Source organism: Flavobacterium sp. R1_16 (genome assembly GCF_057652095.1).
The window spans coordinates 1-234 of the sequence record NZ_JBYFCG010000062.1; the positions used below are offsets into that span (position 1 = coordinate 1).

1 protein-coding gene is annotated in these 234 nt (G+C 34.2%); it reads left to right on the forward strand.

The genetic code is table 11. The features are described from left to right. The coding region (locus AC23L6_RS13445; protein ID WP_487570236.1) for an aldo/keto reductase at positions 1-234 on the forward strand (234 nt) is incomplete at both ends.

Sequence of the window (234 nt, forward strand, 5' to 3'; positions counted from 1 at the left end):
GTAGAAAAAGTTGAAGAAGCTATAAAAGCGATTGAATTTTCTAATGTTACATCAGTTCAAATAATTTTTAATCTTTTTCGCATACGTCCATCGGATTTGTTTTTTTCGGAGGCACAAAAGAAAGACATTGGAATTATTGCGAGAGTCCATTTAGCCAGCGGATTATTGACTGTATTTTTTGATTCCAAAACTAATTTTGGTGACCAGGACCATCGCAACTTTAATCGTGATGGT